This is a genomic window from Clostridium sp. AF50-3 (assembly GCF_003477445.1).
GTDB lineage: Bacteria > Bacillota > Clostridia > Lachnospirales > Lachnospiraceae > Otoolea > Otoolea fessa.
Map to the genome: position 1 here is coordinate 118730 of NZ_QUDH01000010.1, position 24550 is coordinate 143279.

Consider the following 24550-nt stretch of genomic DNA (forward strand, 5'->3'; position numbering starts at 1 on the left):
TTTGTGTCAGGCTTTCTCCTGTCCTGCCCGCACTGCCTCCAGTTCCTTCCGCAGGTTTGCCGACTCTTCTCTAAGTTCCTGAAGCTCTTTCCGGAGCGCGTCGATCTGCTCTAAAATACGCTGATCGTCCTCGCCGATGATCATCTTCTGCTTCTTCGGCAGCGCCACGCCGTCCTTCTTGACCGGACGCGCCGGAATGCCGACAGCCGTGGTATTTTCCTCGAGCGGGCGGAGCAGAACCGCATTTGCCGCTACGGAACAGTTATCACCGACCTCGAAAGAACCGAGAATCTTTGCGCCGGAACCGACCGTCACATTATTTCCCAGCGTCGGATGACGTTTACCCTTCTGTGTTCCGACACCGCCCAGCGTCACACCCTGGTAAATCGTACAGTTGTCGCCGACCACCGCCGTCTCACCGATGACAACGCCGCAGCCGTGGTCAATCAGAATACCGTGTCCGAGCTGTGCACCCGGATGAATCTCAATCAATGTAAAGAAACGTGCCACCTGTGAAATCAGGCGCGCAATGAAAAACATATGGTGCTCATAAAACCAGTGCGCCACCCGGTGCCAGATCAGGGCATGTACGCCTGATATAAAAGTAGTACCTCCAATGCATTTCTCGCAGCCGGATCTCGCTCCTGAACCGCTTTTACATCCATCCAAATATCTTTTAAAATCATGTCTCTTCCCCTTTTACTGAACTGAATGACCTTTCCGTTTCCGCAAAATCTCAGAACCTACCATCCTTCTCCGACAGCCATTCTTTCTGACTGGCTGCTGCAGTTTCTCATTGTCATCCTATGTTGTTTTTATGCTGCCGTTCATATATTTTGTAAACTACAACACCCTGCGATCCCGCCAAATACCTTGCCGCAGAGACGCACATATTCCTGATATTCCGGTGTCTCATTCAAGTCCTTTAAAAGGTCTATCATCGACGTGTAATACCACGCCTGTTTCTCTCTGTCCTTCATATTAAACCGCTGCCAGAGCTCCTCCCCGACCAACAGATAGTCACGCGCCATGCTGCGGATATTGCTCAGCTTGTCCGCCATCGTCAGGATCTTCTCCGCCGGACTCGCTGTTTTCAGATGTTCCAGCGTGTGCCCCTTGCGCTCAATCCAGGTTTTGGACTTATCCTCGCTCTCCGCCGCGACCAGATCCGCAACCCGGGTGCCAAACTCCTGTTTCAAATCCTCGTAGGTCACACCCGTGTCCTCGATCGTATCATGCAGAAGTGCCGCTGCCAGTATCTCCTCATCGTTCGTCAGCATCGACGCAATCAGCGCCGTCTCCAGCGGATGAACGATATACGGAATTCTGGTTCCCTTCCGGTGTGCGCCCTTATGCGCCTGTTCTGCGAATTTTGCCGCTCTGTCAATCATGGTTGTTCCTCTGTCTATATTGCTTATACTGTTTAAACGATTGCTACTGTTTCAAATGTACATCCATCTTGTTGTATGGAATTTCGATGCCCGCCTCGTCAAATGACAGCTTGATCCGTTCCAGAATGTCCCATCTCGTCTGCCAGTAATCGGACGTCTCTACCCAGCCCCGGATACCAAGCACCACGCTGCTGTCGCCCAGGCTGTCCACAAATACCTTGATGTCCTCGTCCTTCTTCACCATCGGATGTTCCCTGTAAACGCGCTCTAACACTGCCTTTGCCGTCCGGATATCTGCCTCATAGGCGATACCGACCTTGAGTTCCAGCATCCGCTTGTCCATCGCCGTCACGTTGGTCACGGTTGAGTTTGAAAGGGTGCCATTCGGATGGTAATTGCCTTATTATCGGTTGTCAGGATAGTCGTGTAAACCAGCCCGACCATCGAAACCCTTCCCTCCCCGGACGGGGAAATGATATAATCCCCCACCCGGAACGGTTTCATAATTAAAATCAAGAGTCCGCCCGCAAAGTTTCCAAGACTCTGCTGGAGCGCCAAACTCAGCGCAAGACCTGCCGCGCCAAGAACCGCCACAATCGAGGCGCTGTCCATGCCAAGCTGCCCTGCAATCATAAAAAGCAGGAAGACATTCATCACAAACTGGGTCAGCGCCCGCAGGAAACGAGTCACACCCACATCCATACCGGCATGCTCCATCGAGCGGGACAGCATCTTCTCGATCATCGAAATGACCTTACGTCCAATCAGGAAAATGATGAGCGCCACCAGTACCTTCTGTCCCAATGCCATAAGCCCCGGGCCAATCCGGTGCATGATCGCAGCCATCGTATCCACGTTCAAATTTGCCGGATCCGATAGTGACTCTGCTACCGCCGCGATCTCCTCGCCTGTCAGCTCTGCCGCTGTTGCCATCTATTTCATTCCTTCCTGTACTTACTCTTTTCCCACCTTTTTATCCAGACCTTCTTCCAATCCCGCCTGTCGTCTCGCAATCGAGGACAGACTGATAATCTTGGAGGAAAGCCCCGCCTTCGCCTCTGCCAGCTTATCTGAAATACCCGCCAGGCGTTCTGCTGCCGCAGCAGCTGTCCCCCCGGCTTTTCCATTGAATGCCGCCGCTGCATCCGTCATCATGCTCTGGAGATCGGTTTCAGCCTTTTCTTTTACACTCTTAGTGCTGTGGGTCGTCTTTTTCGCCTTCGCCGGTTTTTCTTTCTTCTCCGGCTCCGTCGGCGTGCAGTTGAAGACGCTGATGCCAAGCGGCGCCAGCTGGATCGTGATGGAATTTTCCTTTCCATCACATTCCTCTGCCTTCGAGGACTTCATACGCGGATTGACCTTTCCGCTTCCGCCGAACTTCTCCGCATCGCTGTTGAAAATCTCTTTGTATTTTCCCTTAAACGGTACGCCGACCGTCAGCTTCTCATGCAGCTGCGGGGCAAAGTTGCAGACAAAGAGCAGTGTCTCATCCGCGCCGCGCCGGAGAAATGCAATGATATTGTCCGCTGCATCCATGCAGTTGATCCACTCGAAGCCTTCCGTCTGATAATCTTTCTGATAGAGTGCCGGATGGCTGGTATAAAAGTGATTTAACTCCTTCACATACTCCTTCATCTGGCTGTGGATCGGATACTGCAGCAGCTCCCACTCGATCGATGCATTCTCATTCCACTCATCCATCTGGGCGAAATCCTGTCCCATGAAGAGGAGTTTCTTGCCCGGATGTCCCATCATAAAACCGTATGCCGCCCGCAGGTTCGCAAACTTGTCCTCAAACGTCTGTCCCGGCATCTTATTGACCAGGGAACCTTTTCCGTGAACCACCTCGTCGTGTGAGAAGACGAGGACGAAATTTTCACTGTAGGCGTAAATCATGCTGAAGGTCAGCTCATTGTAGTGGTGGCACCGGAAATATGGATCCTGCTCCATATAGCCCAGAAAATCGTTCATCCAGCCCATGTTCCATTTATAATCAAAGCCAAGACCGCCGTTCTTCACGTCACCGGTAACCTTCGGCCATGCCGTCGATTCCTCGGCAATCAGAATCGCGCCGTCCTTGCGTCCTCTGAAGACAGAGTTCAGATGCTTTAAGAACTCGACCGCCTCCAGATTCTCATGACCGCCGTACATATTGGCAATCCATTCACCCGGATTCTTGCCATAATCCAGATACAGCATCGACGCCACCGCATCAAACCGGATGCCGTCCGCGTGATAGCGGTCCGCCCAGAACATCGCATTCGCAATCAGGAAGTTTGAAACCCCCGGTCTGCCGTAGTTGTAGATCAGCGTACCCCAGTGCGGATGCGCCCCCTGTCTCGGATCCTTGTGCTCATAGAGGCAGCTTCCGTCAAACTGCGCCATGCCCCATGCATCACGCGGGAAATGTGCCGGAACCCAGTCAAGAATAACGCCAATCCCCTGTCCGTGCAGGTAATCCATAAAATACATGAAATCATCCGGTGTGCCGAAGCGGCTGGTCGGTGCGTAATATCCCGTCACCTGATAGCCCCACGAAGCATCCAGCGGATGTTCCATGACCGGCAGAAGTTCCACATGGGTATACCCCATTTCCTTCACATATTCCGCCAGCTTGACCGCGATCTCACGGTAATTGTAAAACTCTGATCCGACAATCTCGCGTCCTCTCTTATCCACCTCGGTCGGTTTTCGCATCCAGGAACCGAGATGCATCTCATAGATCGACATCGGCGCCGTCTTCGTGTCGAGCGCCGCCCGTTTCTTCATCCAGTCCTGATCGTTCCATTTATATTCGTCCAGATCCCAGACGATGGATGCCGTGTTCGGTCTAAGTTCCGCATAGTTCGCATACGGATCCGCCTTCAGCGCCGGGTCGCCGTTCTTGAACTTAATTTCATATTTATAAACAGCGCCCTTTTTTAGCTCCGGGATAAAAATCTCAAACACGCCCGAATCTCCCAACCGCCGCATCTGGCTGCGTCTGCCATCCCACAGGTTGAAATCACCGACGACACTCACGCGCATCGCTTCCGGCGCCCAGACTGCAAAATAGACGCCGCTCACACCTTTGACCGTCATCGGATGCGCGCCCATCTTATTATAAATGCTGTAGTGGACGCCCGCCTCGAATTTCTTCAAATCCGATTCCGTAAACTGCGGTGCAAAGGAATACGGATCGTGTATCTCGCTTAACGTACCATTATCATAAAACACAAGGAGGGTATAATCCGCCAGAGTCTTGCGCGGAATCAGCGCCGCAAAAAAGCCAGTCTCGTCCGCCATCTCCATCTGGTATTGCTTGCCGGTTGCCGAAAGTTTGACCGTAATATCGCGCGCCGTCGGAATAAACGCCTGTACCAGCATTCCCTCCGGCGTCATATGGGCTCCCAGCATCCGGTGCGGGTTTGCCGCTTCCGAATAGACAATTTCTTCAATTCCAGCCCAGTCCATCAGATCGTATAATGTTTTATCCATACATACGCCCCCTTGCGTTCCTTTGTGGTTTTTGGTTTTAGCTTCATTTTAGCATCCCGCGCCCAATAATACAATCATACACTTCAAAACATTTATGAATTTTCCCGAAATTTCGTGAAAAAACTTGATAAATCAAGGCATCTCATATACACTATTATGGCAGAAGGTTACCATATTACAGTAGCCATTACTGCTCATGCGTTGCACAAACGTTACTGCCGTAGCAGACACCTTTGGAACTGAAAGTGCCATAAGATAACGTCACACAGACAGCAACAGCAGAGAGAGGAGATATATATGGAAGATCAAGATAGAGACCATATTTCGTCCCGAAGCAATTTCTCCGGGCGTTCCGATCAGGAACTGGATGAGATGCTCGATGAACTCCGCGCCGGAAAAATCGGCATCAACCAGCCAGGCCAGAACTCTTCGGAACACGATTTGGAAGATACGCCCGAAGAGAACAACAACGCTTCAGGTACCGGAAATGCCGCAAAATCCAAGAAGGGCAAGAGCCGCAAGGAAGGCTTCAATCTCAAGGACGAGGTCATAAGCTGGATTCAGGTCCTGGTTGCCGCCGCTATTATCGCATTCTGCGTCAACCATTTCATCATCGCCAACAGCGAAGTCCCGACCAGCTCGATGGAAACGACCATCATGGCTGGCGACCGCGTCATCGGCTCACGGTTAAGCTACAAATTCGGAGATCCGCAGCGGGGTGACATCGCCATTTTCATTTATCCGGATGATGAAGCGAAAGGCATCAAAACGTACTATGTCAAACGTATCATTGGTATGCCGGGCGACACGATCGACATCGTAGACGGCAAGGTATACTTAAATGGTTCCGATACACCGCTCGACGAACCGTATCTGCATGAACCGATGGAACCGGAGGAACCGCAGCACTACAAAGTGCCGGATGGCTGCTATTTCATGCTGGGCGACAACCGGAACTATTCCAACGACGCCCGCCGCTGGACGCACAAATACGTCAAGCGCGACAAACTGGTTGCCAAGGTACTGTTCCAGTATTTTCCGAAGATCCAGAAACTGAATTAACCCAATATTTACTTTAGGAAGGAACAAAGAACATCATGAAGAAAGTAGTAAAGTTTGGCGGAAGTTCCCTCGCCAGCGCAAAACAGTTCAAAAAAGTCGGAGATATTATCCGTGCTGATAAATCCAGACGCTACGTTGTACCGTCTGCTCCGGGCAAACGCAACAAAAATGACACCAAAGTAACCGATATGCTCTATGCCTGCTACGAGGCAGCTTCCACCGGCGCAAGCTACGGCAAGCTTCTCTCCGCCATCAAAGAGCGCTATGAGCAGATCATCGACGGTCTGGAGTTGAATTTAAACCTCGATTATGAGTTCAAGACCATCGAGGAAAACTTTATCGCAAAAAAAGGCAGCGATTACGCAGCTTCCCGCGGTGAGTATTTAAACGGTATCATCATGTCCCATTACCTGGGCTATGAGTTCATCGATGCAGCCGAGGTAATCTTCTTTGACGAGAATGGTACATTCCTGTCCGAGAAAACCAATGAAGAGCTGTCCGAACGCCTCGCGCACACTGAGCGCGCCGTTATCCCAGGCTTCTACGGGTCCAATCCGGACGGCACGATCCACACCTTCTCCCGCGGTGGTTCGGATATCACTGGCTCCATCGTAGCCCGCGCGATTCACGCAGACCTCTACGAGAACTGGACCGATGTATCCGGTTTCCTGGTAACCGACCCGCGCATCGTGGAAAATCCGGTTCCGATCGAGACCATCACCTACAAAGAACTGCGTGAACTGGCTTACATGGGTGCCAGCGTCCTTCATGAGGATGCCATCTTCCCGGTACGCCGCGAGGGCATCCCGATCAACATCCGCAACACCAACAAGCCGGAGGATCCGGGTACACTCATCGTCGAGAATACCTGCCGGAAGCCGAAATACACCATCACCGGTATCGCCGGAAAGACTGGTTTCTGCTCTGTCACCATCGAGAAAGCGATGATGAACTCCGAAATTGGGTTTGGGAGAAAAGTTCTGGGTGTCTTCGAGGACTGCGGCATTTCCTTCGAGCATATGCCGTCCGGAATCGACACGATGACCATCTTCGTACACCAGTCCGAATTCGAACAGCATGAGCAGTTCGTTATCTCCAACATCCACCGCGCGGTACAGCCGGATTCCATCGAGCTTGAGTCCGATTTAGCACTCATCGCCGTCGTAGGACGCGGCATGAAGTCCACCCGCGGCACTGCCGGACGCATCTTCTCCGCTCTGGCACACGCCCGCATCAACGTCAAGATGATCGACCAGGGTTCCAGTGAACTCAACATCATCATCGGCGTGAAGAACGCAGATTTCGAGGCGGCTGTGAAAGCGATTTATGATATTTTTATTACGGCGGAGCTGTAAGAGCAAATTTTAAAGTTATTAAGATAAAAAGTCATCTTTGAGACAAACAAAACATCTCAAAGATGACTTTTTATAATTTTATCTTTATGATATACTAATACAGCTACCACCCCTAGACAGGTGCAGAAAGGGGGTGTGCCATTTTGAATATATTTCTGTCTTTTCTTGTGTCCGTCGTGGCAAGTGTAATCGCCTATTACATATGCAAGTGGTTGGACGGACATCGTTAGGTAGTCAGCCAGAGGCTTAAGCCACCTCGCCCAAATGGAATAAAATCCCTCAGGTGTGCCCGCACCTGAGGGATTTGTTTTTGTGCCACTTTGAACACTTTTGTCTTTTCGCCTAATGGCATTATAGCATATGCCAAATATAATTTCAATATGCTCTTTACTTCCGGTTCGCCTTCTCCATATGCACGTTCTTGCCCTTGATCTTCGCACCGCGCATCGCCTGCAGTACAACGTCCGCATGCTCTCTCGGCACCTCGACGAATGTGTAATTATCGAACATATCGATACTTCCGACCATACGTCCCGGCATGCCGGATTCTCCGGCGATCGCACCGAGGATATCGCCCGGACGGATGCCCTGGTTCTTTCCGATGTTGATGAAGAGACGCGCTACGTCCTCATTTCTGCCACGGCTTCCTCTGCCGTTTCTTCCACCACGGCTGCGGCGGCTCTCATCCTCGAGATCCTCCAGCTCACGCAGCGGGCGGTTCTCCTCTAAGAGCTCCTCGCCCTCTTCGCCCATCATCATTTTGAGCAGCGCTGCTGCCAGATCGAGCGTCGTGTAGTCCTCTTCCAGCACACGTTTTTCTACAATATCGATCACCTTGCTCAGATCGCTGTCCTGCAGCACCTCGCCCACCTGGTCGAGAATCTTATCTGCCTTGATGGAGGTCACATCGTCCAGAGACGGAATCGCCTGCGGAATGATGCGGGTCTTGCAGTAGCGCTGGATCTCGCGCAGCTTGTAAACCTCTTTGCCAACTACGAGGTTAAACGCCTTGCCCTCGCGTCCGGCACGTCCAGTACGTCCGATACGGTGTACATAATACTCGTCATCCTGCGGTACATCATAGTTGAATACCGCCTCAACGTCATCGACGTCGATACCGCGGGCTGCCACATCCGTTGCCACCAGAATGTCCGTCCGTCCGGTACGGAATGCACGCATGACACGGTCACGCTGCTCCTGTTTCAAATCGCCGTGAAGCCCTTCTGCAAAATAGCCGCGTCCCTGTAAGCCCTGTACCAGCTCATCGACCTGCTTTTTCGTGTTGCAAAATACCACTGAGAGCTTCGGATCATAGAGATCCAGCAGACGGCACATAACCTCCAGCTTATTCTTCGGTTTTACTTCATAATAATACTGGGTTACCTTCGGAACGGTCAGCTCTTTCTTGACCACGCGCACAATCTGCGGATCTTTCTGGAAGTTCGTCGCGATCCGCTGAATCGCCTGCGGCATCGTCGCTGAGAACATCAGCGTCTGTCTCTCCTCCGGCAGTGCGCTTAAGATGGTTTCCATATCCTCTAAAAAGCCCATGTTCAGCATCTCGTCCGCCTCGTCGAGGACAACCGTGTGGATCTGATCCATCTTGACGGTTTTGCGGCGCATGTGATCCATCACACGCCCCGGCGTACCGATGATAACCTGCACACCATCCTTGAGGGAACGGATCTGACGTCCGATCTCCTGTCCGCCGTAGATCGGCAGAACCTTGACACCGTGCATGTATTTTGCCAGGCGGCGGATCTCCTCAGATACCTGGATGGCAAGTTCACGGGTCGGGCAGAGAATGATCGCCTGCGGCTTCTTATTCTTCGGATCGATCTTCTGTAACAGCGGAATACCAAACGCAGCCGTCTTACCGGTACCAGTCTGTGCCTGTCCGATGATATCCAGTCCCTGCAGTTCCAGCGGAATCGCCTGTCCCTGAATCGGAGAAGCCGCCTCGAACCCCATATCGGTGATCGCACGCATGATCTTTGCATCTAACTCTAAATCTTCAAATCTGATTGTTTCCATTCTATTCCTTTCATTGTCTGATTAACGGTCTGCACATTCCGGAGATACATTTCATATATCATATTAGTTATCTTTTTTGCATTCTTCCGGAATATTTACAAAAAAAGAAAGAGGCAGTTTGCCCCTTTGCAATACGCATAGCTATCACTATACCAGATCATAGTGTGGATGTCAAACAGATGGAGAAAAATTTGACATCCACCCCATTTGGGACTACACTAACAGTTGATTTCATACAGTTGCTGCATGCTCTATGAACCTGCCGGACTGTCACTGCATTTCTTATTTATATACACCCGAAGTTTTGTTGCACCGGATTTTCTCAAAACTTCCAGACATACATCACAGCAGAAAGGAGGACAGCGCCGTTCTTTTTCCAAAAGGTTTTTGATACAGGCGCCTGTTATCATTATGAAAATCATTGATTCACATTTGCACTTTTGTCCCGGTTACCCGCATTTCGATGAGATTGCCATCGAAGCCGGTCATATCAATAATGAAGAGCATCTGCGGGAATGCTTTCAGAAATATAATATCGTCGGCGGCATCGTCATGGGAAACCGCGGCGTTCACCCGGATAATCACACATACCCGGATTTTCTGCGCTATTGCGTCGGCGTCGAAGCACGAAAACTGACGCCGGAAAAGATTCAAAAGACATGCGATCTTGTCGAAGAAAACTTAAAACGGAATACCTGCGTCGGCATCAAACTCTACCCGGGATATGATTCCATCTACGTTACCGACGAGCGCTTCGAACCGATCTACGACCTCGCCAAGGCGTACAAAAAGCCGGTTGCCATCCACACCGGACAGACCGCCGGTTCCAAAGCATTCATCAAATACAGCCATCCGCTGACCCTCGATGAAGCCGCCGTCCGCCATCCGGATGTCCAGTTCGTCATGTGCCACTTCGGCAACCCGTGGCTGATGGATGCCGCCGCCGTTGTCGAGAAAAATGAAAATGTCGCCGCCGACCTCTCTGGGCTTTTAGAGGGCAAATTTGACATTCCGGAGTTTCTGGAAGAGCAGAGCGGGTATATCAGCACCCTGAAAACCTGGCTTGCCTACATCCGCGACTATGATAAGCTCATGTTCGGCACCGACTGGCCGCTCGCCAACTATGAAGATTACATCGAAATTACGAAACGGCTGATTCCGGAAAAATATTGGGAAACTGTGTTCTATCAGGCGGCGGAGCGGATTTATCATTGCAATTTTTAATGGATTTTTAGAAATCATAGCTCTTTTAAACCATAAAAAAGATATTGAAAACGGCTTATTTCAGGCTGTTCCCAGTATCTTTTTTATCTCAAAACATCATTCTTTCCCGGCACCTGTCACATCTAAAAACACATCCGCCACTCTTTCCATCCCCAGATACGCATACGGCAGCAGCAGCATAAAATACACCACCGAATACTGCCCCTTCGCCTCCCAGACCAGATGGAACAGGAATCCCCCAATAAACACGATTCCCGGAAGCAGCATCCCCCATCTGTCCGGTTCTCCACGTTCCTGCCTCTCCCAGACCGTTTCCATTCCCTGTTTTTTCACAGCCTTCACAGTTTTTTCTGCTTCTATCCTCTTTTCCCATGTTCGTTTCATCAGGACATGCTTACTTCGGCTTCCTTTGGCACTCATCCCGGCAATCACCCATACACACGCCATCGCATACACAAACGTCTGCAACAGATTCGCCGCAAAAACATAGAGCCGGTTCAGACCCCCTTCTTCCTTGAAAAGCTCCCATGGCGGGCTTTCCTCCGCCCAGGAGGTATTTCCCACCTCCTGGATCCAGAGACTCTGAAAGGTCGGTTCCGCCCAGATTGACTCGATCTTCCGAACAAAGAAATCAGCGGCTTTCGCCGGTTCCTCTGCCATATCTGAAATCGTTTTCCGCAAATCTGCCTGCGCCCATGCGGCCGCCAGATCCGCATCCCCATCTGCCTTCTGAAAGAGTTTTACCTGATAGCCATTGTACCAGCCCGGTCCACGTTTGCTCTCCTCCAGTCCCATCTGCACCCAGGCAATCATCGGCGCACCGTCCGATACCGTGCGTCCGGTCACAGAAGAAATTCCTGTTTGAATCCCCCGGTTTCCAATCACATACACTGTAATCAGAAGCACCGCTGCCACCAGCAGGCGTGCTTTCCTTCGAAAGACTCCCGAGGATGCCAGATACAAAAACAGCGCCACCAGCACAATCTCATAATTCGACTTGAGGATCACCGCCGCCGCTACTGCTGCCGCGCCAATCCAGAAGTCTCTTCCCCGCCCCTCTTCCACATACCGCACCAGACGTTCCATCGCCAGACACGAAAGTCCAAATCCTGGCATCGTACCGTACACGAAGAGGATATAGAAAGAAAATGGCAGACAGCACGCCATCCACAAAAGCAGGCTGCACCTTTCGTTTCCCCGTACCGTCATCCGCTGCAGGCTCACGATTCCCAGAATAAAAAAACCGATATTTAAAATCTGGAAAACTGCATACGCCACATCCCCAAAGAAAAATACCAGCACTGCCATATAGAGAATCAGCCCGTTCTGAGACGGGTAAGTGTACGCATACCCAAGCGGTCCTTCCGCTGTCCCATACGAATACGCCACCGGCTCCCAGGCGCTGAAATCGCCCTGCAGAAGTCCCTGCGCGGACGCCATACACTGATGAGAGTCAGAACCGCCCCAGGACGGGACAAGGAGAATCCAAAAAAGATAGGCAGCAGCCGATAAAAGAAGCCACTGGTTCTTCCGGCACTTTCGTTCCTTTCTCCGCCTGTAAAACACCGTCAGTCCAATCACACCCGCACCAAAAAACAGGTGCAGAAACAGACTGTCCCTTCCATACTGTACAATCTCAGAACCTCCATAGACCCGGCAGGTCACAACCGCGCTGAGCAGTGTCAGGAAAAAAAGAATTCCTCCCAACAAAATCCGCACCAACCCGACACAAAATTTTTCCAGCATTTCCTTCCTCTCTTCTGTCATTTCTGTCAAATTCAGGTTTCATCATTACTGTTCAAGCATCGTGCCCAGCAACTTTTTATCCCTTTTTCATTCCCATCTCCCCTAAAACTTCACTCATTTTATCAAGTCATTTGCCAAATGTCCACTCTTTCCGGCACTCTTTTTGTTACTGTGAACAGCTACGGATTTGAACCGTTACCTCTTCCCCAAAATATAGCTTGACATTCCTCTTCGGTTCTGATATATCTTAAACATAGCAGTCATACAACTGACGGATAAGTGGATCAACCACATGAAGTATGACTGGAAATTGCCGACCGTCTGGGCGTCACAGCACAGACCGTGGGTATTTTTTTTACTTTTTTTCACTCTCACTGTCTCTGCTGGGATCGAAATTTTTCAACCAGGAGGTAAACACATGTCTGCTATGTATCAAACATTCCAAAACACACCTATCTTTCAAACAGCCTGGAGAGGTTTTCTGGGCTCCAAATGGACCGACGAAGTGAACGTCCGCGATTTCATCCAGAACAACTATACGCAATATGATGGCGATGAAAGCTTTCTCGCTGCCCCAACCAGTGCCACTCATCTGCTCTGGGAACGCCTTCAAAAGCTTCAGAAGAAAGAGCACGAAAAGGGCGGTGTGCTCGAATGCGAAACTGAAATCGTATCCAGCCTGACCGCCTATGGTCCGGGATATATCGATCCGGAGCTTAAAGATCTGGAACGCATCGTCGGACTTCAGACCGACAAACCACTCAAGCGGGCTTTTATGCCGTTCGGCGGAATCAAGATGGCGGAGGAAGCCGCCAAAACCTACGGCTACCATGTCAATCCAAAATTTCATAAAATCTTTACCGAATACCATAAAACCCACAACCAGGCCGTCTTCGATGCATATACCCCGGAAATGAAAACCGCCCGCCACTGCCATATCGTCACCGGACTTCCGGATACCTATGGACGCGGCCGGATCGTAGGCGACTACCGCCGGATCGCCCTGTACGGAATCGATTTCCTAATTCAGGAAAAGAAAAAGGATCTGGAACGCTGTGGAAATGGCGCCATGTTTGATGACATCATCCGCCAGCGGGAAGAGATCGCCGAGCAGATCCGCGCTCTAAAGGACATTCAGGAGATGGCTGCCATCTATGGTTTTGATATCTCCCGTCCGGCTTCCAATGCCAAAGAAGCCGTCCAGTGGCTCTACTTCGGTTACCTCGCTGCCGTTAAGACCCAGAACGGTGCCGCCATGAGTGTCGGACGCATTTCCACCTTCCTTGATATCTACATCAACCGGGATTTAACAGAACAAACACTGACCGAGATCGAGGCGCAGGAATTAATCGACCATATGACAATGAAATTCCGCATGGTAAAATTTGCCCGGATCCCATCCTACAACCAACTTTTCTCCGGCGATCCGGTCTGGGCAACGCTGGAAGTTGCCGGTCTGGGACAAGACGGGCGTCCGATGGTAACGAAAAACGATTTCCGCTTTTTACATACGCTGGAAAATATGGGACCGTCCCCGGAACCAAACCTGACCGTCCTTTACTCTTCCCGCCTGCCAGAGGCATTTAAGAAATATGCTGCCAAAATCTCCATCAACACATCCTCGATCCAGTATGAAAACGACGATGTCATGCGTCCGATCTGGGGGGACGACTACAGCATCTGCTGTTGCGTCTCCGCCACCCAGACAGGCAAGGAAATGCAGCTGTTCGGCGCCCGTGCCAATCTTGCCAAATGCCTTCTCTATGCCATCAACGGAGGCAGAGACGAGAAATACACTGCCAAAGACGGACGTCCGATGCAGGTTGGTCCAGCGTATGCGCCGATCACATCCGAATACCTCGATTATCAGGAAGTCATGCATAAATACGATCAGATGCTGGACTGGCTGGCGGGCATTTATGTGAATATCCTCAATTTGATTCACTATATGCACGATAAATATTACTATGAGTCCGCTGAGATGGCGTTGATCGACACGGATGTCCGGCGTACCTTTGCCACCGGAATTGCCGGTTTCTCCCACGTGGTCGATTCTCTCTCCGCGATCCGGTATGCAAAAGTGAAGGTCATCCGTGATGAATACGGCATCGCCCGCAAGTTTGAGACAGAGGGCGATTTCCCACGCTACGGAAATGATGACGACCGCGCCGACGAGATTGCCGTATGGCTGTTAAAAACCTTTTTACATAAAGTAAAAAAATACCACACCTACCGGAATTCCGAGGCAACCACCTCGATCCTCACGATCACCTCCAATGTTGTATATGGCAAGGCAACCGGCGCACTTCCGGACGGACGGCCGGCATTCACCCCGTTTGCCCCAGGCGCAACTCCTTCCTACGGCGCAGAGCAGAACGGTCTGCTCGCTTCTTTAAACTCGGTCGCAAAGCTTCCATATGAATATGCGCTCGACGGCATCTCCAACACAGAAACGATTGCACCGGGGGCGCTCGGTCACTCCGAGACAGAACGGAAAAATAACCTGGTTCACGTCCTGGACGGATATTTTGATCAGGGCGCGCATCATTTAAATGTAAATGTCTTTGGAATCGAAAAACTGAAGGACGCGATGGAACACCCGGAAAAACCGGAATATGCCAACTTCACCATCCGTGTTTCCGGATATGCCGTTAAATTTATCAATCTGACCAGAGAACAGCAGCTCGACGTGATCGCCCGTACCTGCCACGAGGTGCTGTAACGATGCATACCGGTTATATTCATTCCATCGATACCTTCGGCTCCGTAGACGGTCCCGGTGTCCGCTTCGTGGTATTCATGCAGGGCTGTCTCATGCGCTGCCGCTACTGCCACAATCCGGATACATGGGTACTGCCAAAGGAACTTTCCCTCCCGGACGTCTCCACCCACACCTCCGGCACATCCGCTCTTTTCGAAGGTGTTTCTTGCCCATCTAAACACACCGGTTCGCAGGAAATCACCCCGGAAGCACTTCTTCGCCAGGCACTCCGCTACCGGAGTTACTGGCGCGGGGGCGGCGGCATCACCGTCAGCGGCGGAGAACCGCTCCTTCAAGCTGACTTTTTATGTGAACTTTTCCAGCTTGCCAAAGAACAGCACATTCACACCACACTGGACACCGCGGGACAGCCATTTACCACCGCCGAACCTTTCTTTTCCCACCTGACCACGCTTTTAGAGCACACCGATCTTGTTATTCTGGATCTGAAACACATCGATCCGGAAAAACATCGTCTTCTGACTGGGCACTCCAACGAATCCATTCTTTCCTTTGCCCGGTTTTTAGACCAGATTCATAAGCCCCTGTGGATCCGGCATGTTTTAGTCCCCGGCATTACCGATGATCCGGCCAACCTGCATGGAATCCGTGCATTTCTGGACACACTTTCAAATGTGGAAAAGGTAGAAATTCTCCCATACCACACGCTCGGCATCTATAAATGGGAAACGCTCGGCATTCCCTATTCCCTGTCCGACATCCGTATCCCGGACGAGAACGATCTGAAGCGGGCAAGCCAAATCTTGTTGGGATGAAAAAGAATGTGCCTTGGCACCTTCGGGCGTCTCACGCGGTCGCTTGCGACATGTTTCTGCTTCGCGCGAGTGCGCATCCTCGCGGAGCATTTTATATTTCATAGGACGCAATTTCCTATGAAATATAAAACGGCCCTTGGAAAGCGCTCCTGTTTGCGTTTCCCAAGGGTCGTTTTTATGTGGCTTACCCAGTCATCAGACTTTAAACCGGTATCCAACACCCCATATCGTCTCAATATACTGCGGTTTCGCCGTGTTGAACTCGATCTTCTCACGGATCTTCTTAATATGCACGGTAACCGTCGCGATATCTCCCAATGACTCCATATCCCAGATCTCGCGGAAGAGTTCTTCCTTGGTAAATACATGGTTCGGGTTCTGTGCTAAAAAGGTCAGCAGGTCAAATTCCTTCGTCGTGAAGTTCTTCTCCTCGCCGTTGATGTAAACGCGGCGGGCAGTCTTATCAATCTTGAGTCCCCGGATCTCGATGATCTCGTTTTCCGGCATACCGCTGCCGATCAGGCGCTCATAACGCGCCAGATGCGCCTTGACACGCGCCACCATCTCGCTCGGACTGAATGGTTTCGTGATATAATCGTCCGCGCCCAGTCCCAGACCGCGGATCTTGTCAATATCGTCCTTTTTCGCAGATACCATGATGATCGGTGTGTTTTTTACTTCCCGGATCTTCTTGCAGATCTCGAAGCCATCGACCCCTGGCAGCATCAGATCAAGAATCAGAAGATCAAAATCTTCCTCCATGCCGCGTTTCAGTCCCGTTTCTCCATTATTTTCTATCTCAACCTCAAAACCAGAAAGCTCCAGATAATCTTTTTCCAGCTCTGCAATACTCTCCTCGTCTTCTACGATTAATATTCTGCTCATCTGTGAATTCCTCCTGCTGTTTTTATTTAAACGACCAAACTTCAAATCACTATGCCCCGACATACTTGCGCAAAACGAAATGGATCTCCGTTCCGATGCCTTCCTTGCTGGTCGCCCAGATGCGTCCGCCGTGATCTTCGATAATCTTCTTTACGATCGAAAGCCCGATGCCGCTACCGCCCTTGGACGAATTTCTCGACGAATCCGTCCGGTAGAAACGATCGAAAATATACGGCAGATCTTTCGCCGCGATTCCCTTTCCGTTGTCCTCGATGATGACCTGGATAAAATCGCCGTCATCCTTGATGCGGATATTTAAAATACCCTTTTTCTTGTCCAGATATTTGAGCGAATTTCCGATAATGTTGTTGATCACTCGCTTCATCTGCTCCGCGTCCGCGATCACGACCACATCCTCGTCCACATAGTTGAAATATCCCAGCTCGATGCCGCGCGTCTCCATATCCAGACCAACTTCCTCAACACAATCACCAAAATATTCCGCCACATTGATCTTTGAAAAGTTATACGGAATCTTGTTCGTATCAATCTTCGAATAGAACGTCAGCTCGTCAATCAATCGATCCATATCGTTTGCTTTATTATAAATCGTCCGAATATATTTATTCAATTTCTCAGGTGAAGAAGCCACGCCATCCTGAATGCCTTCCACATACCCCTTGATCGCCGTGATCGGAGTCTTCAGATCATGGGAAATATTGCTGATCAGCTCTTTGCTCTCCTTGTCGTACTGGAGTTTTTCTTCCTGCGATTCCTTGAGACGCAGGCGCATCTCCTCGAAATCCTGGCAGAGCATTCCGATCTCATCTTCATCATCCACATCGAGCGTAAAGTCCAGATTTCCATCCCGGATCTGCTTGGTCGCCTCCTGCAGCTTGTGCAGCGGACGCAGCAGAGAACGGTAGATCCACATGATCAGCAGACCGCCCATAAAACTGATGATCAGCACGCCGAGAAGCAGCATCTCTCCGAGCAGCGCCTTGATCTCCGGCACATAATCCCCGACGTTCGTCACGATGAACACACTGCCCTGTGAATCATCTGAAAACCGGAAATCGATCTGTTTGACCAGATGCTGTTCCTCGCCATCCATGTAAATACTGCCTGCCATACTTCCCTGATCACCGTACGGCGCCAGCCGTTCGCAGAGCTCGCGTCCATCCTCGCTTCCGCAGAATGTGATGTCCTTGCCCTTGCGGATGACTAGATACGAATATTTATCGCGCAGTTCTTCATTGACCTTGCTCAAATAAGCCGGTTCTTCAAATAAATCTGTATTTTCCCCGACCGCCTCGCGGATCTCCTCCTGGATTCCCTGCGTCAGCCGGTTAAACACCTGTGTCTGATTGCCGGAGAGCAGATCGATCTGCTCCGACAGCCCGTATGTTTTCTGAAACAGATGCTCCTGATAGTTTACGAGTCCGAACGCCGCCACAAATATGAGCACAATCGGAACGACCGTAATCGTCACAAAAGCAATCGCCAGACGTGTGCGTATCTTCATCCTATTTCCTCCAGTCATTGCCCGGTCTGATACCAGATTGCCCCTACAAAAATCCTCCCGCAAAACTGCGTCGGACTTCTGCGCTTTTGCTCCTGATATCTTCCACAAATAGTGTATCATATTTTGCAGATTACGTCTCTAAAAGTATTATAAATAAAAAAGCATGTGCCTTTTTGTGTAATAAAAGAGACTGCCGCAAAAGCGGCAGCCCCCTCGTTCTGATCTTATGATTTTTTACGGGCAGATATCCCTGCAGCGTTTCCTACTTTTACAGATACGCCTTTAATTCATCCACCTTATCCAGCTTCTCCCACGGAAGATCCAGATCGTCGCGACCGAAATGTCCGTATGCAGCCGTCTGTTTGTAGATCGGGCGGCGCAGGTCAAGCATCTTGATGATGCCAGCCGGACGCAGGTCAAAGTGCTTGCGGATCATCTCAACCAGCTGATCCTCACGCAACTTGCTGGTTCCGAATGTATCTACCATGATGGAGGTCGGCTGTGCAACACCGATCGCATAGGAAAGCTGAATCTCACATCTGTCTGCCAGTCCAGCTGCTACGATGTTTTTCGCAACATAGCGGGCTGCGTATGCAGCAGAACGATCCACTTTTGTGCAGTCTTTTCCGGAGAATGCGCCGCCGCCGTGACGCGCCATGCCGCCGTAGGTGTCCACAATGATCTTACGTCCGGTCAGACCGCTGTCTCCATGCGGACCGCCGATAACGAAACGTCCGGTCGGATTGATAAAGAATTTTGTATTCTCATCAACCATCTCTGCCGGCAGAATCTCGTCAAATACATATTTTTTAATATCCTTATGGATCTGCTCCTGGGTTACTTCCTCGTCATGCTGGGTGGAAAGAACCACTGCATCCAGACGGGATGGTTTGCCGTTCTCATCGTACTCTACGGTTACCTGTGTCTTGCCGTCCGGGCGCAGGTAGCGCAGGGTTCCGTCTTTGCGGACCTTGGTCAGCTGGCGTGCCAGTTTGTGTGCCAGATAAATCGGATATGGCATATATTCATCCGTTTCGTTGGTCGCATAACCAAACATCATACCCTGATCGCCGGCACCGATTGCCTCCAGCTCCTCGTCGGTCATCTTGTTCTCTTTTGCTTCCAGCGCTTTATCAACTCCCATCGCGATATCCGGGGACTGCTCGTCCAGTGCCACGATCACGCCGCAGGTATCACAGTCAAAACCGTATTTCGCACGGTCATAACCGATCTCACGGACGGTATTGCGGACTACCTTCTGGATATCCACATAGCCTTTCGTTGTGATCTCGCCCATAACCATAACCAGACCGGTTGTCGTCGCCGTCTCACAAGCCACACGGCTCATCGGATCCTGCTCTAAGAGCGCGTCCAGAATCGCATCGGAAATCTGATCACACATTTTATCCGGATGTCCTTCGGTTACTGATTCAGATGTAAAAAGTAATCTCTCCATATTTTCTCCTTTGATAAATTTGTCGTAAGACGTAAAAAAAGTCCGCAGCAACACGGACTTGATTATCTCGATCAAATCCTCTTATTGCTCGATAAACCGATCTACCGGTTCCTCGCTCAGGCTGGCACCTTCCGTTCCCTGCTGAGACTAATTTCCAGTCCCATGTAACGGGGTTGCCGTGACTTCATAGATCCTTTGTATCTCCATCACTCTGAATAAGGGATATATACGAACTTTTTAATTGTTAAAAGCTTCAACAGTACGATAACATACTCCGCGGTGTCTGTCAAGCAATATGTGACACCGCATTCTTTTTTATCAGCCCACTTTGAGTCTGAACTTCTGCGCCTCTTTCTCGGAATCGACTTTCTCGATCACCGCGCCAAGTCCCTGCAGCTTCTTCTCAAAATGCTCATAGCCTCTCTGGATATAACCGATCTCATCGACAGTCGTATATCCTTCCGCTGCCAGCCCCGCAATGACCAGGGCAGCGCCTGCGCGCAGATCTGGTGCCTCCACCTGTGCTCCAGTCAGCTTCTTCACGCCGGTAATGATCGCGGTATTGCCCTCAACCTTGATGCGTCCACCCATGCGGGCAAGTTCGTCCACATATTTAAAACGGTTTTCAAAAATACTCTCGGTCACTACACTGGTTCCCTCTGCCAGTGCCAGTGTCACGGTGATCTGCGGCTGCATATCAGTCGGAAATCCCGGATACGGAAGTGTCTTGATATCGGTATGCACATGGCTCGGGCGTCCCACAACACGAACCGCCTCATCAAACTCCGTCACCTCACAGCCCATCTCGATAAGCTTCGCAGAAATTGCTTCCAGATGCTTCGGAATGACATTCTGTACCATCACGTCGCCGCGGGTGATCGCTGCCGCACACATAAATGTACCTGCCTCGATCTGGTCCGGGATGATCGAATATTCGGTTCCATGCAGCTTGTGGACGCCGCGGATGCGGATCACGTCGGTTCCGGCACCCTTGACATTGGCTCCCATGCTGTTTAAGAAGTTCGCCACATCGACGACATGTGGTTCTTTCGCCGGATTCTCGATGATCGTCTCGCCCTCTGCCAGCGTCGCTGCCATCATGATATTGATCGTCGCGCCGACCGACACCATATCCAGATAAATATGGGTACCAACTAAATCAATCGCATGTGCGAGCACCGCGCCATTTTCCACCTGTACCTTCGCACCGAGGGCACGGAAGCCCTTTAAATGCTGGTCGATCGGACGGCTGCCGATGTTGCATCCGCCCGGAAGCGGAACCTGTGCGCTTTTATACTTGCCAAGCAGGGCGCCAATAAAATAGTAGGAAGCTCGGATCCGGCGGATGTACTCGTCATCCACATGGATCGCATGAATCCCCTTCGCATTGATGCGGACAGTGTGCCGGTCAATCCGGTCTACCATCGCGCCAATCTCCGAAACAGCCTCCAGAAACACGTTGATATCACGCACGTCCGGCAGATTTTCTATTAAAACATCCTCGTCCGTCAGAATCGATGCCGCCAAGATTCCCAGCGCCGCATTCTTCGCTCCGCTGATAGTCACTTCGCCTACCAGCGGATTTCCGCCCTTCATAATAAATTGTTCCATTCTGCACCTCAAAATCTATTATCTTACGATACTTACACGCGCCAGACGGCGCCTCAAATCTTTAATATTTTCTTAAATTTATATCATGTTATCTACATGATTATATCATAACATCTCAATTTGTAAAGCACTGGCTTTCCGTTTATTACTGTTCACGCATATGTGCCCAGTAATGGAATTTGCCGTGGCTTCGCATTTTAATACGGCAAATTCCTGCTGCCACCACGTTTTCTTACGGCACTTTCGGTTCCAAAAGTGCCTACCCGTGAACAGTAATTTCCGTTTTTCCCTTAATTGGCAAGGAAACAAATGAAATCATTGCCTCCGTTTCCCTCGAAAAATGCCGCTGCATCGTTGAGTCCCATCTTATCCGTGTAGGCAAATTCCGTGCCCGGATACCAGAGACAAGAGATGTTGTACGCGTCGTATCCACAGATCAGACCATAGCTTCCGTCTCCCAGATATGCCACCACCGGCATGCCCGCGTAGACAAAGTAGAGAATCTGGTTCAGCGTCAGCCCGCGTGCGTCGATTAACTCTGTGCCATCCGAGGAGGTCGTCTTTCCGTCCGCCATATCCGACAGATAGCGGCTGACGGTTCCCGCCATATTCTGGACGTCGCGGATCGTCTTCGCGTCGCTCCGGTTTGCTCTCACCCAGACAACCCGGTCATTTTCATCCGTTACAAGTCCCATGCCATCGTAAGCTGCCTGCACCGCGCTGGAAAATTCCGCATACGAGCCTTTCAGGCGTCCCTCGCTGTAGGCACTGTAAATCCGCTGTGCAGCCGCGCCATTGTTCTGAAGCACAATCACATCATTTTCTTCTGCTGCCACCTGCTTCGGAACATGCACCTTCGTGCTCCGTGCCGTCTTGCCTGCATCCAGCTTGACGCAGTAGAGACGCCCCTTTGCGCTGTCATTTAACGTAGCGATTCCATCCAGTGGATCTTTCGACACTTCCTCATTACAGACCAGCGTGTCCTCGTCCATCGGCTGATAGCCGCTTCCTATCTGGCGCATCCGTGACAGATGAACCCGGCTGTCCTGAATCCGCACATCCACCAGGCTGACACCCGGCTTCTCATAGCGGGTCTCCATCTCCATATTGCTGCCGACGATCTCGACCGCATACAGCGGAAGCCCCGTCACGCGTCCATCCATCGTAAGCTGCTCGTTCGGATGAGCAAGCCCGTAGACTAAGTCGGTTCCGACAAATCCGATCAGCCGGATCACGGTCTGATCCGGGAAGGAAATCTCATCCTTCTTGCCTGTCTCCAGATTCATGACATGCAGCTTGGTCGAACGGTAAATATCCGCCCCATCCTGCCACGCAATCCGGGAGGCATCCGTGCTGACTGCAAAATTTTCCTCCGTCAGGCCATCTGCCACCACCATGTACTCTTTTCCCGTCAGATCGACACTGTAAACCGCATGGTTCATCAGCACATACAGCGTCTGCCCGCCGCTTAAGTAGCACAGCTGGTTGATATCCTGGCGCAGGTTGCCGTAATCGGTCGATGCCGGCAGATACAGCCGCTCTGTCAGGGCATTTCCCGCAGTCTCATAGCGGTATAGCGCGATTCCCGTCGTTCCCTCGTGGTTACCGCGGCTCATATAGCCGTACACGGCAAAATCAATCTGGCCTGCCTCGCTCACATCCAGAATCTTGATTCCGTAGGTATCATAATTGACCCTCGTATCATTCTCGCTCTTGCGGAACGCAAATACCTTTGTGCTCTCTTTTTTTCCTGTATCATAAATCCAGAGCGCCCGGTTTGCCACAAAGGCACGGTATTTCCCCGCTTCATCCTGCATCGACTGCAGATCCTCCGCATCCGAAACCCCCAGCTGAATCCGGTCACCAGAATAGGCGCTGCTCTCCCCCGTAAAAATCTGGTCCGCGCGGCGGTCATAATTCATCATGTAGATGCGCTGTGCGCCCAGCTTCATCGTGAAGCTCTCGATCACATCGTAATAAGCAGCCGCCTTGCCATCCTTCATCTCACTTACAACATACTTTAAATCGATCGTCCCAATGATGCCCTGCAGCTCCCGCAGATGAATTTCCGGTTCGCTGACCCGCTCCATCGAAAGCCCTTTCCAGGTCAGTTGGCTGAAATCGCTTTTTAACGTCACATGTCCCAACGAACTGTTGTCCGCATTCGGATCCGTCTCCAGATAGGTCGTCAGCTCCCTCGCTGAATCATAATCAAACGTCTTTTCAGAAAAGGACACCGCCAGATCGACCATCTCCTGCACACGGCTCTCCTGCTGCCACATCACGCGCGTGTAAAATAGATCGCCGGGTGCTTTTCCGTCGCGATCGCAATCGTTAAGCGGTATTCGCTTTCCTCCGTCAGAAGGTTCTGGATCGGAAGCTCCGCAGAAACCTCTTCCCCTGACTGTTCCCAGTGGTCAAGCGTTGTCCGTTCTACCAGACGTTCGCCGTCCAAACTGCGGATCTCATACTGCATCCCCGTAATCTGGGAGTCCAGCTTGTCGATCGTCACCGACAGTTTCCGGTCTGCCGGAAGCAGCGTCAGATCCCCGCGTCCAGCCGCTTTCTGGCTGTCCTCCACGAAACCGTCCAGCTCGTTCATCCGCCGTCCCAGAATATTCACATAAGCGACTGGAAGGTTCGCGTCCTCAATCGAGGTATAGACCGCCCCATCCTCCCGCAGCTGCATCCAGGACCAGGTAAAATAACCGGCTGCTGCCAGCACAAATAAGATCAGTAAAATCAGTATCTTTTTCAGGTTTTTCTTCATATATCAAATCAATTCCTTTTATCTCTCCACCATACCAGTTCCGTATCTTCACAGGTACAGGAAAATCTACCCGCCGAACTGTTTCCGTTTTGTCATGCACGCCAAAAACTGCCGCAGGCACCCATCTGTCCCGGCGGCAGCCTTTGTTTCAGTATAACACAAGCAGGCTTCAAATTCCAGAATTTCTATGATTTGTAAGAACTCCGATTGTGTTACTGTTCACGCATACGTGCCCAGTAACCCGATTGTTCTTTTTCCAAATCGGTAAAATTCGTTGTCACACCTGGATGTTACCGCATTTTAATTTAAAAAATTTACACCTGAAAACCGCAATTTCAGCACTTCCGACACCGTCTTCGCTCCTGCAGCTCATTCATTAATAAAACCTGAAGAAAATCCTGAAGCGGCGCTCCCCACGGATTCCCCCGGTCTCCCCCGGGCGCGGTCCCGGCGGCGGAGGCGGCGGTCCCCACGGAT

Annotated in this window: 17 protein-coding genes, 1 pseudogene and 2 riboswitches; of the genes and pseudogenes, 5 read left to right on the forward strand and 13 right to left on the reverse strand. The window is 51.0% G+C overall.

All coding sequences use genetic code 11. The annotated features are described in order from the left end of the window. Nucleotides 1–6: 6 nt before the first annotated feature. The 5 genes and pseudogenes from cysE to glgB form a co-directional block, all read right to left on the reverse strand. Nucleotides 7–686: pseudogene (cysE, locus tag DW085_RS12330) on the reverse strand (serine O-acetyltransferase). 141 nt (nucleotides 687–827) lie between these two features. Beyond that, entirely contained in the window at nucleotides 828–1391 is a 564-nt protein-coding gene (locus tag DW085_RS12335) for an HD domain-containing protein (protein WP_118469051.1), read from the reverse strand. A gap of 43 nt (nucleotides 1392–1434) precedes the next feature. Further along, complete coding sequence (locus DW085_RS20600; RefSeq protein ID WP_347475077.1) at nucleotides 1435–1734, reverse strand: hypothetical protein; 300 nt, start codon at nucleotides 1732–1734, stop codon at nucleotides 1435–1437. 14 nt (nucleotides 1735–1748) lie between these two features. Further along, nucleotides 1749–2324 carry a mechanosensitive ion channel family protein gene (locus DW085_RS20605; protein WP_347475078.1) on the reverse strand — a complete coding sequence of 192 codons (576 nt, stop codon included), beginning with the start codon at nucleotides 2322–2324 and terminating at the stop codon, nucleotides 1749–1751. 21 nt (nucleotides 2325–2345) lie between these two features. Further along, nucleotides 2346–4868, reverse strand: a complete 2523-nt coding sequence (glgB, locus tag DW085_RS12345) for a 1,4-alpha-glucan branching protein GlgB (protein WP_243034024.1) — start codon at nucleotides 4866–4868, stop codon at nucleotides 2346–2348. A gap of 549 nt (nucleotides 4869–5417) precedes the next feature. Here glgB and lepB point away from each other — a divergent pair. Together lepB and DW085_RS12355 are read left to right on the forward strand one after the other, a co-directional pair. Then, complete coding sequence (lepB, locus tag DW085_RS12350) at nucleotides 5418–5930, forward strand: signal peptidase I (protein WP_243023749.1); 513 nt, start codon at nucleotides 5418–5420, stop codon at nucleotides 5928–5930. A gap of 35 nt (nucleotides 5931–5965) precedes the next feature. Then, complete coding sequence (locus DW085_RS12355; RefSeq protein ID WP_107000817.1) at nucleotides 5966–7285, forward strand: aspartate kinase; 1320 nt, start codon at nucleotides 5966–5968, stop codon at nucleotides 7283–7285. Nucleotides 7286–7672: 387 nt separating this feature from the next. Here DW085_RS12355 and DW085_RS12365 read toward each other — a convergent pair whose 3' ends face one another. Next, a complete protein-coding gene (locus DW085_RS12365; protein ID WP_107000818.1) occupies nucleotides 7673–9319 on the reverse strand; it encodes a DEAD/DEAH box helicase in 1647 nt (548 codons plus the stop codon). A 411-nt stretch (nucleotides 9320–9730) separates the two neighbouring features. Here DW085_RS12365 and DW085_RS12370 point away from each other — a divergent pair, with 411 nt between their 5' ends. Continuing rightward, nucleotides 9731–10543 carry an amidohydrolase family protein gene (locus DW085_RS12370; protein ID WP_022359467.1) on the forward strand — a complete coding sequence of 271 codons (813 nt, stop codon included), beginning with the start codon at nucleotides 9731–9733 and terminating at the stop codon, nucleotides 10541–10543. 96 nt (nucleotides 10544–10639) lie between these two features. Here DW085_RS12370 and DW085_RS12375 read toward each other — a convergent pair whose 3' ends face one another. After that, nucleotides 10640–12289, reverse strand: a complete 1650-nt coding sequence (locus DW085_RS12375) for a hypothetical protein (RefSeq protein ID WP_118492939.1) — start codon at nucleotides 12287–12289, stop codon at nucleotides 10640–10642. A gap of 254 nt (nucleotides 12290–12543) precedes the next feature. Beyond that, nucleotides 12544–12623: riboswitch (ZMP/ZTP riboswitch) on the forward strand. Nucleotides 12624–12707: 84 nt separating this feature from the next. On the opposite strand from DW085_RS12375, the gene pflB reads away from it, so the two are divergent. Together pflB and DW085_RS12385 are read left to right on the forward strand one after the other, a co-directional pair. Beyond that, on the forward strand, nucleotides 12708–15011 hold the full coding sequence (gene pflB, locus DW085_RS12380) for a formate C-acetyltransferase (protein WP_279221034.1): 2304 nt from the start codon (nucleotides 12708–12710) through the stop codon (nucleotides 15009–15011). Nucleotides 15012–15013: 2 nt separating this feature from the next. Continuing rightward, complete coding sequence (locus DW085_RS12385) at nucleotides 15014–15826, forward strand: radical SAM protein (RefSeq protein WP_118492941.1); 813 nt, start codon at nucleotides 15014–15016, stop codon at nucleotides 15824–15826. Between the two features lie 195 nt (nucleotides 15827–16021). Here DW085_RS12385 and DW085_RS12390 read toward each other — a convergent pair whose 3' ends face one another. From DW085_RS12390 to DW085_RS19870, 6 genes are all read right to left on the reverse strand, one after another. Beyond that, nucleotides 16022–16711 (reverse strand): response regulator transcription factor, encoded by a 690-nt coding sequence (locus DW085_RS12390; RefSeq protein WP_022359471.1) that lies wholly within the window; start codon nucleotides 16709–16711, stop codon nucleotides 16022–16024. Nucleotides 16712–16760: 49 nt separating this feature from the next. After that, a complete protein-coding gene (locus DW085_RS12395; RefSeq protein WP_118492943.1) occupies nucleotides 16761–18236 on the reverse strand; it encodes a HAMP domain-containing sensor histidine kinase in 1476 nt (491 codons plus the stop codon). Between the two features lie 268 nt (nucleotides 18237–18504). Then, nucleotides 18505–19692, reverse strand: a complete 1188-nt coding sequence (metK, locus tag DW085_RS12400) for a methionine adenosyltransferase (RefSeq protein WP_022359473.1) — start codon at nucleotides 19690–19692, stop codon at nucleotides 18505–18507. A gap of 78 nt (nucleotides 19693–19770) precedes the next feature. Then, nucleotides 19771–19914: riboswitch (SAM riboswitch) on the reverse strand. Between the two features lie 96 nt (nucleotides 19915–20010). After that, complete coding sequence (locus DW085_RS12405) at nucleotides 20011–21303, reverse strand: UDP-N-acetylglucosamine 1-carboxyvinyltransferase (RefSeq protein WP_022359474.1); 1293 nt, start codon at nucleotides 21301–21303, stop codon at nucleotides 20011–20013. Nucleotides 21304–21593: 290 nt separating this feature from the next. Beyond that, nucleotides 21594–23564, reverse strand: a complete 1971-nt coding sequence (locus DW085_RS12410) for a hypothetical protein (RefSeq protein WP_243034025.1) — start codon at nucleotides 23562–23564, stop codon at nucleotides 21594–21596. A gap of 20 nt (nucleotides 23565–23584) precedes the next feature. Continuing rightward, a complete protein-coding gene (locus tag DW085_RS19870; protein ID WP_243015235.1) occupies nucleotides 23585–24073 on the reverse strand; it encodes a hypothetical protein in 489 nt (162 codons plus the stop codon). Nucleotides 24074–24550: the final 477 nt, after the last annotated feature.

Coding starts and splice junctions, on each gene's coding strand:
- DW085_RS12365 (WP_107000818.1), bottom strand. CDS start 9,319: ATGGAAACAATCAGATTTGAAGATTTAGAGTTAGATGCAAAGATCATG.
- DW085_RS12390 (WP_022359471.1), bottom strand. CDS start 16,711: ATGAGCAGAATATTAATCGTAGAAGACGAGGAGAGTATTGCAGAGCTG.
- DW085_RS19870 (WP_243015235.1), bottom strand. CDS start 24,073: ATGAAGAAAAACCTGAAAAAGATACTGATTTTACTGATCTTATTTGTG.
- DW085_RS12395 (WP_118492943.1), bottom strand. CDS start 18,236: ATGAAGATACGCACACGTCTGGCGATTGCTTTTGTGACGATTACGGTC.
- glgB (WP_243034024.1), bottom strand. CDS start 4,868: ATGGATAAAACATTATACGATCTGATGGACTGGGCTGGAATTGAAGAA.
- DW085_RS12375 (WP_118492939.1), bottom strand. CDS start 12,289: ATGCTGGAAAAATTTTGTGTCGGGTTGGTGCGGATTTTGTTGGGAGGA.
- DW085_RS20600 (WP_347475077.1), bottom strand. CDS start 1,734: ATGGACAAGCGGATGCTGGAACTCAAGGTCGGTATCGCCTATGAGGCA.
- pflB (WP_279221034.1), top strand. CDS start 12,708: ATGTCTGCTATGTATCAAACATTCCAAAACACACCTATCTTTCAAACA.
- DW085_RS12335 (WP_118469051.1), bottom strand. CDS start 1,391: ATGATTGACAGAGCGGCAAAATTCGCAGAACAGGCGCATAAGGGCGCA.
- DW085_RS12385 (WP_118492941.1), top strand. CDS start 15,014: ATGCATACCGGTTATATTCATTCCATCGATACCTTCGGCTCCGTAGAC.
- DW085_RS12405 (WP_022359474.1), bottom strand. CDS start 21,303: ATGGAACAATTTATTATGAAGGGCGGAAATCCGCTGGTAGGCGAAGTG.
- DW085_RS12355 (WP_107000817.1), top strand. CDS start 5,966: ATGAAGAAAGTAGTAAAGTTTGGCGGAAGTTCCCTCGCCAGCGCAAAA.
- metK (WP_022359473.1), bottom strand. CDS start 19,692: ATGGAGAGATTACTTTTTACATCTGAATCAGTAACCGAAGGACATCCG.
- DW085_RS12370 (WP_022359467.1), top strand. CDS start 9,731: ATGAAAATCATTGATTCACATTTGCACTTTTGTCCCGGTTACCCGCAT.
- DW085_RS20605 (WP_347475078.1), bottom strand. CDS start 2,324: ATGGCAACAGCGGCAGAGCTGACAGGCGAGGAGATCGCGGCGGTAGCA.